Origin of the sequence: Amycolatopsis sp. NBC_00438, assembly GCF_036026695.1 — a bacterium.
GTDB lineage: Bacteria > Actinomycetota > Actinomycetes > Mycobacteriales > Pseudonocardiaceae > Amycolatopsis.
This window is the reverse complement of sequence record NZ_CP107923.1, coordinates 4175629-4183745: the sequence shown is the minus strand read 5'-3', so window position 1 is coordinate 4183745 and position 8117 is coordinate 4175629. Positions and strand designations below refer to the sequence as shown.

General features: G+C 73.8%; 7 protein-coding genes. 2 read left to right on the top strand and 5 right to left on the bottom strand.

Going from position 1 to position 8117, the window contains the following annotated elements:
- Nucleotides 1–40: 40 nt before the first annotated feature.
- Entirely contained in the window at nucleotides 41–1321 is a 1281-nt protein-coding gene (locus OG494_RS18420; protein ID WP_442874433.1) for a helix-turn-helix domain-containing protein, read from the bottom strand.
- A gap of 179 nt (nucleotides 1322–1500) precedes the next feature.
- Here OG494_RS18420 and OG494_RS18415 point away from each other — a divergent pair, with 179 nt between their 5' ends.
- Entirely contained in the window at nucleotides 1501–1722 is a 222-nt protein-coding gene (locus OG494_RS18415) for a hypothetical protein (RefSeq protein WP_328457286.1), read from the top strand.
- A gap of 71 nt (nucleotides 1723–1793) precedes the next feature.
- On the opposite strand, the gene OG494_RS18410 is transcribed toward OG494_RS18415, so the two are convergent.
- The 3 genes from OG494_RS18410 to OG494_RS48385 form a co-directional block, all read right to left on the bottom strand.
- Nucleotides 1794–4649, bottom strand: coding sequence for an AfsR/SARP family transcriptional regulator (locus OG494_RS18410; RefSeq protein ID WP_328457284.1), 2856 nt, complete (start codon nucleotides 4647–4649; stop codon nucleotides 1794–1796).
- A gap of 50 nt (nucleotides 4650–4699) precedes the next feature.
- Entirely contained in the window at nucleotides 4700–5041 is a 342-nt protein-coding gene (locus OG494_RS18405) for a nuclear transport factor 2 family protein (protein WP_328457282.1), read from the bottom strand.
- A 159-nt stretch (nucleotides 5042–5200) separates the two neighbouring features.
- Nucleotides 5201–6115, bottom strand: a complete 915-nt coding sequence (locus tag OG494_RS48385) for an HD domain-containing protein (RefSeq protein ID WP_442874432.1) — start codon at nucleotides 6113–6115, stop codon at nucleotides 5201–5203.
- Nucleotides 6116–6185: 70 nt separating this feature from the next.
- Between OG494_RS48385 and OG494_RS18395 the strand changes: the two genes are divergently transcribed.
- Entirely contained in the window at nucleotides 6186–7145 is a 960-nt protein-coding gene (locus OG494_RS18395) for a GlxA family transcriptional regulator (protein WP_328457278.1), read from the top strand.
- A 3-nt stretch (nucleotides 7146–7148) separates the two neighbouring features.
- Here the strand turns inward: OG494_RS18395 and OG494_RS18390 are convergent, their stop codons facing one another.
- Nucleotides 7149–8081, bottom strand: coding sequence for an amidohydrolase family protein (locus tag OG494_RS18390; protein ID WP_328457277.1), 933 nt, complete (start codon nucleotides 8079–8081; stop codon nucleotides 7149–7151).
- Nucleotides 8082–8117: the final 36 nt, after the last annotated feature.

The following is an 8117-nucleotide window of genomic DNA, read 5'->3' as shown; positions in this document are numbered from 1 at the left end:
TAGGGCGGTTAGAACCGCCCTAAACACTCACGACCCAAGCTCAGACCGCCAGGCGGTGGTCCAGGCCCAGGGCGTTCACCAGGTCCAGGGTGCGGAACCGGGTGCGGTCCTGGCCCGCCGGGCGGATCAGGCCGTGCTGGACCAGGCGGCGGACGAACCTCGCGCCGGCCGCCGCCGGGATGCCGGTCAGGCCCGCGACGTCGACCACCGACCAGCCCGCGTCGAGCCCCGTCAGGCGCGCCAGGAGGGAGACTTCGGCCGCGTCCAGGCCGCGGACCGCCGAGTCGAGGGTGTCCCGGAGCCCGGGCAGGTGGTCCGCGGTCAGCGCGAACGGGTCGGTCCGCACGTGCTCCAGCACCGCCGCCGGTTCGTAGACCAGGAACCAGCAGGCGGCCGCCTCGAGCGCGGCCGGGATGCCGTCGAGGCGACGGCAGAGCGCGGCGACGTCCGCGGCGTTGGCCCGGTCCACGGTGAACCCGGGCCGGACCTGGCGGACCTCGCGGACCAGCAGCCGGACCGACGGCACCGCCGCCAGCGCGGCCGGGTCGTCGGTGCCGGGTTCGGGCACGGCGAGCGGCGTCAGCGGGAAGACCCGCTCGCCGGGCAGGCCGAACGGCGCCGGGGCGGTGGCGAGGACCCGCAGCCCGCGGCATTCGCGCAGCAGGACGGCCAGGTCGTCGAGCCGGACGCGGTCCGGTTCGTGCCCGTCGAGCACGAGCAGGGCCGGGCGGTCGCCGACGAGCACGGCGAGTTCGTCGGGGTCGGCGGGCCGGCCGGTTCTCAGCAGCGGCTCCCGCACGGACGACCACAGCACGACGACGCCGCCGGCTTCGTGCACGCCGCCCGCGACCTCCTGGGCCAGCCGGCTCTTGCCGACGCCACCCAGCCCGGTCACGGTCACCAGGCGGTGGCTGCCCGCGGCCAGGAGCTCGTGGACGGCCGCGACCTCTTCGTCTCTGCCGAGCAGCGCGTTCAACGGCGTGGGCGGCGGCGCCGGGTCGGCGCACCGGAGCCGCAGGTCACCGGCGGCCGCGTGGCAGCCCGCGGCCTCGAAGTCCGCGCGCTCGCGGCCCCGCAGGCCGAGGCCGTCGGCGATCAGCCGCACGGTGTCCCGGCGCGGCCGGTGGGCCCGCCCGGACTCGAGGTCGCGGATGGCGCGAATGCTCACCGTGGACAGGTCCGCCAATTGACGCTGAGTGGCACCGCGTTTTGTGCGATGCGCCTTCAGCAGTTCACCGAATTTCCGCTGCACGAATCGTCCGTTCCTGTCAGCGCCGTTCCCGATCCCGGGGCCCGGCTGTCCGGATGCGGTTTCCACCATGGGACGAGCATCGTGAGCGCGGCTATCCCGGCGGTATCACGGAGCCACCGCGGGGGCGATAACCCGGACGATAACGACGGTGACACCCGCGCGATAGCGGCGCGATGCCGGGCTTTCCTAACGTCGGTGGGGCAGGTAGCGGAGAAATTCATCGGTCAACGAAACGAAAAGAGACGACGGTGCGTATTCTTTCGGCCCTCGGCGCGCTCGCCACGGCGGTTCTCCTCCCGGTCCTCGCCGCCACCACGGCCCAGGCGGCGCCCGCGGACACCCCGTGGCCGGCGACGGCCACCGACACGCCGTGGAGCACCGCCCCGGCCGACACCCCCTGGGCGGCCCCGTCGGACACCCCGTGGAACGCCACGCCGTCCGACACCCCGTCCGACACCCCGTGGTCGTGACCGGTAAGCCGGTTTATCACCGCCCTGAGCGCCCACGACGACCGGCACCGCGCGCAAGCCGGGCGAACCGGTCAGCTCGGCAGGCCCTGCAGTGCCGCCAGGTCGGCCCGCACCCCGTCGTCCGGCCCGCCGCCGGTGATCCGGTCATGCAGTTCGAGGGCCTCCACCAGCAGCCGTTCCGCCGTCTCCCGGCGGCCGAGGCCGGCGTGCACCAGGCCGAGCCGGTGCAGGATGCGGGCTTCGCCGGCGACGTCGCGGGCCGCGCGGGCCCGGGTCAGCAGCTCCGTCAGCACTTCCGCCGCTTCGTCGTGGCGGCCCTGGCGCATCATGAGCCCGCTGAGCCGGTAGCGCAGCTGGACCTCGACGCGCGCCGTCCCCGTCCGGTCGCAGATCCGCAACGCCTCGGCCAGGTACGCCCCGGCCCGCTCCTCGTCACCCGCGTCCAGCTCGGTCTGCGCGAGCCGGCCGAGCACGTACGCCTCACCGACCGGGTCCCCGGCCACCCGGAACTCGATGAGCGCCCGCTCGAACCGGGCCTGGGCCTGCGGCTCGGCACCGCGGGCCTCGTCGACCAGCGCCAGGTTGCGGTGTGCCATCGCCTTGCCGTGGGCGTCACCCAGGTCTTCGAACGTCGCCAGCGCGCGGGCGAGCGGCTCGGCCGCGGCGTCCGGCCGGGAACGGCTCAGGTGCAGGGAACCCAGTGAGCACAGCAAGGCCGCTTCGCCGCGGCGGTTGGCCGCCGCGCGCACGGCGGTCAGGGCCTGGCGGTGCGTGCGCTCCCAGTCGTCGAAGTAGCACCGGTTCTCGAACAGCGCGACCATCGTGACGGCCAGGTCCCAGGCCTGCTCGTCCAGGCCGGCCTCGGCGGCCAGCGCGACGATCGAGCACAGGTTGTCCTGCTCGTCTTCGAACCACACCAGCGGATCCGCCAGGATCCGGTCGACGGCGCCGTCGGGCGGCCGTAGCCGGGGCGCCGAGCCGTGCAGCACGGTGAAGTCGCCGCCGTAGATCCGGTTGTGCGCCTCGGAAGCCAGCCCCAGCCAGCCGCTCGCGACGCGGGCGAGCGCCGCGAGCCGGCCGGTCGCCTGCTCGTGCTCGTCGAGCTGCTCGCGGGCGAAGAGCCGGATGAGGTCGTGGAAGCGGTAGCGCGGGCTGCCGTCCCGCTCGACCGCCGAGATCTCCAGCATCTGCGCGTCGACGAGCCGTTCGAGCAGGTCGGCGGCCTGCAGCTGGTCGACCTCCAGCAGCGCCGCGGCCACCCACACCGGGAAGCTGAGCCGGTCCAGGGCACTGAGCAGCCGCAGCAGGCGACGGGCGTCGCCGGCCAGGCCGTCGTAGGTCAGCGCGAGGCTGGCCCGCACCATCAGCTCGCCGTGCGCGAGCTCGTCGAGCCGCCGCCGTTCGTCGGACAGCCGTTCCAGCATCCACGCGAGCGACCAGCTCGGCCGGGCGGCGAGCCGGGCGGCCACGATCCGCAGCGCGAGCGGCAGCCCGCCGACGAGCCGGACCAGCGCGGCGACGGCGGCCGGTTCGGCGGCCACCCGGTCCGCCCCGATCATCATCGCGAGCATCCGGGTCGCCTGCTCGGGTTCGAGCACGTCGACGTCCAGCACGCCGGCGCCGGCCAGCCCGGTGAGCCGGACGCGGCTGGTCACCAGCACGACGCAGCTGGCCGTGCCCGGCAGCAGGTCGCGGACCTGCCGCTCCGACCCGGCGTCGTCGAGCACCACGAGCATCCGCTTGCCCGCCAGCCGGTGCCGGTACATCTCCGCGCGTTCGTCGACCGAGCCGGGCACGGCCGGGCCGGGGACGCCGAGGGCGCGCAGGAACCGGCCGAGCACGTCGAGCGGGTCGGCCGGGTGGGCGCGGGTGCCGCCGAGGTCGCAGTAGAGCTGGCCGTCGGGGCAGTGGTCGTCGGCGATCCGGTGCGCGATGTGCACCGCGAGCGCGGTCTTGCCGACGCCGGGCTTGCCCGCCAGCACCACCACCGGGGTCGCGCGGCGGCCCGGGTGGCCGAGCAGCAGCCGTTCGGTGTGCTCGATGAGCGCGTCGCGGGCGGTGAAGTCGGCGATGTCGGTCGGCAGCTGGAACGGCACCACCGGCGGGTGCGCCGGCGCCGCTGGCGCGTCGGGGGCCGGGCTCCGGCGCAGCCCGGCGTCGTCGGCCAGGATCGCGGACTCCAGGCGGCGCAGCTCGTCGCCGGGCTCGAGGCCCAGCTGCTCGACGAGCAGTTCGCGGCCGGCGCGGTAGGTCTCCAGCGCCTCGGCCTGGCGCCCGGACCGGAAGAGCGCGAGCATCAGCTGGCCGCGCAGCCGTTCCCGCAGCGGGTTCGCGGTCACCTGGCTCGCCAGCTCGCCGATCAGCTGGTGGTGCCGGCCGAGCCGCAGCCCGAGCTCGAAGTGGGCTTCGAGGGCGTTGAGTCGTTGCTCTTCGAGGTGGCTGGCCTTGGCCTCCAGCAGCCGGCTGCCGGTGCCGCTCAGCGCCGGGCCGCGCCACAGCGCGAGCGCCGCGTCGAGCATCCGGGACGCGTCTTCGAGCTGACCCGCGCGGGTCAGCTCGGCCGAGCCGGACACCAGCTCGGCGAACGTCCGGGCGTCGAGCTGCCCCTCGGCGACCAGCAGTTCGTAGCCGGGGCCGCGGGTGACCAGCGTGTCGGGGCCGACGGCGTCGGCCAGCGCGCGCCGCAGCCGGGAGACGCAGATCTGGACCTGCGTCCGCGCCGTCGCCGGGGGATCGTCGTACCAGATGGCTTCGATGAGCTGGTCCAGGCTCACCACCCGGTTCGCGTCGACCAGCAGCGTGGCGAGGACGATCTGCTGGCGGCCGGGCGGGATGCGGAGCTCACCGCCGGCGACGGCCCGGATCTCCAGGGGGCCGAGGATGCGGTAGACGGGCTGCTCGCCGGACGGCCCGCTCGTCGAACTCACACTGTTCCTCAATGCCTGTTCCGTGGCCGGAGAGGGCCGGGCTTCCCGCCTCACCCGACCGCTCGTGAATTTCCCCCGGAACGGAAGTCTGTCTTCTGGACCGTGATAAGCCCATAGTCCGAAAGCGTGAAGCTGTCGACGAAGGCGGTATTTGTACGCCCGCCGTTCGGCCCAGTCGTGGTTATGTCGCCGACCGTCACCACCTCACCGTGCGTCACCGTCACCCTGTGCAGGGTGTGTCGCCGGTTCGGCCGGGCCGCACGGAATCGCTCGATGGCGCCGCGACCCTGTAACGGCGCTATTCCGGGATAGTGCAAAACGGCGTCGGCGGTGAAAAGGGAACCGTATCCGTCGAAGTCCTCGATATCGAGGTAGTGGTAGCTGAGCCGCACGTGGTCGATTCCGAGTGCGACGGCGCCGGCACTCGGCCGGGCGTGTTCCCCTGCTCCCGCAGGCGCCATTTCGGCGTCCCTCCACTGAGTCGTCCCGTGGTCGGCCCCGCCACCGGACCGGCGGGTGCGCCCAGTCTGGCCGGGGCGGCTTGCGGGCCGCTATCCGCGGGCTATCCCGGCGACTCCGATCGTGGCAGCCGTCCCTGTTGGCACGCAGGGCAGTTTTTTCCAGTTAGACGGACAACGTGTCAGTATCCGCCTGGGCCACGTCCGGGAGGTGTCTCCGGGGAGAGAAACCGTCCCTGCGCACACCCCGCCGTATCCCGGTGATCCTCGTGCTGGGCGCGTAGCGGTGTGGCGCCGACGCGGGTGTTCACGAACCGCGGAGGTGAGCGCGGTGTGCCTCGCCGGACGTGCGTTCCGGTGCGCGGCGACACGGGATCGGTGATCAGCGGCCCGCACGTGGCGACATCCGGGCGGCGGCCGCGCCGACTTCAGCCGCGTTGGCGCAGCAGTTCCGCGGCGACCGAGTACGGCGGGGCCGCCGCCGTCGAACGGGCCGCGTGCGCGACGATCGCGTCCTGGAGGAACCGGTTGTCCGCCGGGCGGGGGTAGGCGGCGTAGACCTCCCGCAGGGAGTCCGCGTCGACGTCGGCGAAACGGCCCGCGTCGGTGAAGACCCCCCGGTGGGTCAACGAAGTCAGGAGCCCGCACCGGTCGGCGATGCCGAGCGACGAGTGCAGGGCGATCGCCTCCCAGACGCGGCCGACGTCGGCGGCCGCGACGCCGTGCTCGGTCAGCGCCGCGGCGGCCAGGTCCGCGCCCTCCACCTCGAACCGGGCCCGGCCGGCCGCCCGGGAGCCCAGCCCCAGGGTCGTGCAGCACGCAGGCGGCGAAGAGCAGGTCTTCGTCGTAGGCCGCGTCGGTCACGCTGCCTTCCCGCCGCGCCAGCAGGCGGGCGAACAGGAAGCTGCGGACGCTGTGGCCGGCTATCGGGGCGCTCTCCGACTCCTGGGCCAGGCGGAGGCTCGCCTCGGCGAGCGGGCCGGCGGGCAGGGTGAGTACGTCGTTCATGTCTCGACCGTAGGAACCGGACGCGACCTGCGGAAGTGGCCCGAGTGCCCTTCGGCGCTATGATCGGGCCATGACGACGGAGCGGCACCGGGTCGCGGTTCTCGTGCTGCCCGGCGTGCCGGCGCTCGAATTCGGCATCGCGACGCAGATCTTCGCGATGGATCCGTTCTACGAGATGACCGTCTGCACGAACGGCGGCCCCGGGCCGGTGCCGGGCGCGGGCTTCACCGTCACCGCCATGGCCGGCCTCGACGCGCTGGCCGCCGCCGACACCGTGCTCGTCCCGGGGTTCGAGGACGTCGAGACCCCGCCGGCCGCCGGCGTCCTGGCCGCGCTGGGAGCGGCGCACCGCCGCGGCGCCCGGCTCGTCTCCATCTGCACCGGCGCGTTCGCCCTCGCCGCGGCCGGGCTGCTCGACGGACGTCCCGCGACCACGCACTGGCAGTACGCCGACGTCCTGCGCCGGCTGTACCCGCGCGTCGAGGTGCGGCCGAACCGGTTCTACATCGACGACGGCGACATCCTCACCTCCGCCGGCGTGACCGCGGGCGTCGACCTGTGCCTGCACCTGGTGCGGCTCGACCAGGGACCGGCGGCCGCCAACAGCCGTGCGCGGTTCCTGGTCGCTCCGCCGCGGCGCGCCGGCGGGCAGGCGCAGTTCGTCGAGCAGCTGCGCGCCGAAGCGACGGGCGACCGGCTGGCCCCGCTGCGGAGCTGGATGCTCGGCAACCTCGCGGAGGACCTCAGCATCGACGTCCTCGCGCGGCACGCCCTCGTGTCCCGGCGGACGCTCATCCGCCGCTTCCGCGAGGAGACCGGGACGTCGCCGATGGCCTGGCTGGCCGACGCGCGCGTCGACCGCGCGCGCGAACTGCTGGAGACGACCACGCTGTCGGTCGAACGCATCGGCCGGCGCACCGGGCTCGGCGCGCCGTCGTCCGTCCGGGCGGCCTTCCACCGGCACATCGGCACGTCACCGCAGGAGTACCGGACGCTGTTCCGCCACGGCACCCAGCAGCCGGACCCCTGACCCTCAGGCGGCGAGCCGGGGGAACAGCGCTTCCGCGGCCGCGCGGTCGACGTCGGTGAAGTGCTCGGCGCCCGGCCCGTCGTAGGCGGTGAGGTTCTGGTCGAACTGCCCGCGCCACTCCTTCGGGGCGAAGGGGAAGTCGCTGCCGTAGAGGACGTGTCCGGGCGCGGCGAAGGCGAACAGCGAGGGCAGGGCGGTCGGCGTCGCGGAGAGCGCGGTGTCGAAGTAGAACTTCCGCAGCCCGGCCAGGATGCCCTCCGGCGTGGTGCCGGGGTTGAACATCGCCGCGCCGGTGAAGCGGTGCGCGGCGAACGGCAGGAAACCGCCGGCGTGCGACAGGATGACGCGCAGTTCCGGGTGCCGGTCGAACACGCCGTGGGCCACCAGGTCGAGCGCCGTGCGCGTGGTGTCGAACGGGAAGTCCAGCAGCGGGCTGGGCAGGCCGTCGAGGCGGGGGATCGGCGGCTCCGCCGGGTGGACGAACACCACGGCGCGGCGGGCGGCCAGTTCCGTCCACAGTGGTTCGTAGGCCGGGTCGCCCAGGTAACGGCCGCGGACGTTGGACAGCAGGACCACGCCGTCGGCGTGCAGTTCGTCCAAGGCGCGGACGGCTTCGGCGACTGCGCCGTCGAAGTCCGGCAACGGAAGCACGGCGAAGTGCCCGAAGCGGTCCGGGGTGTCCTTGACCAGTTCCGCCTGGAAGTCGTTGGTCTCGCGAGCCAGGTCGCGGGCTGCGGCGTCGTCACCGAAGTGGACCCCCGGCGCGCTGATGGACAGCACTCCGGTGGTGATCCCGGCTTCGTCCATCATCGCGGTCGCGGCGCCGGGGCTCCACGAGGGCATCGGCCACCCGCCGGCGGTCTGGCCGCTGTTCTCCAGCGCCGCCAGGTAGCGGGGCGGGAGCAGGTGCTGGTGCACGTCGATCCGGCAGGGCATGATATCTAGCCTCCTAATAGCTAGGTTGCTAACTAT

Excerpts from the sequence above, each read along its gene's own strand:
- OG494_RS18420 (WP_442874433.1), bottom strand. The coding sequence starts at position 1,321 with ATGGTGGAAACCGCATCCGGACAGCCGGGCCCCGGGATCGGGAACGGC.
- OG494_RS48385 (WP_442874432.1), bottom strand. The coding sequence starts at position 6,115 with ATGAACGACGTACTCACCCTGCCCGCCGGCCCGCTCGCCGAGGCGAGC.
- OG494_RS18395 (WP_328457278.1), top strand. The coding sequence starts at position 6,186 with ATGACGACGGAGCGGCACCGGGTCGCGGTTCTCGTGCTGCCCGGCGTG.
- OG494_RS18390 (WP_328457277.1), bottom strand. The coding sequence starts at position 8,081 with ATGCCCTGCCGGATCGACGTGCACCAGCACCTGCTCCCGCCCCGCTAC.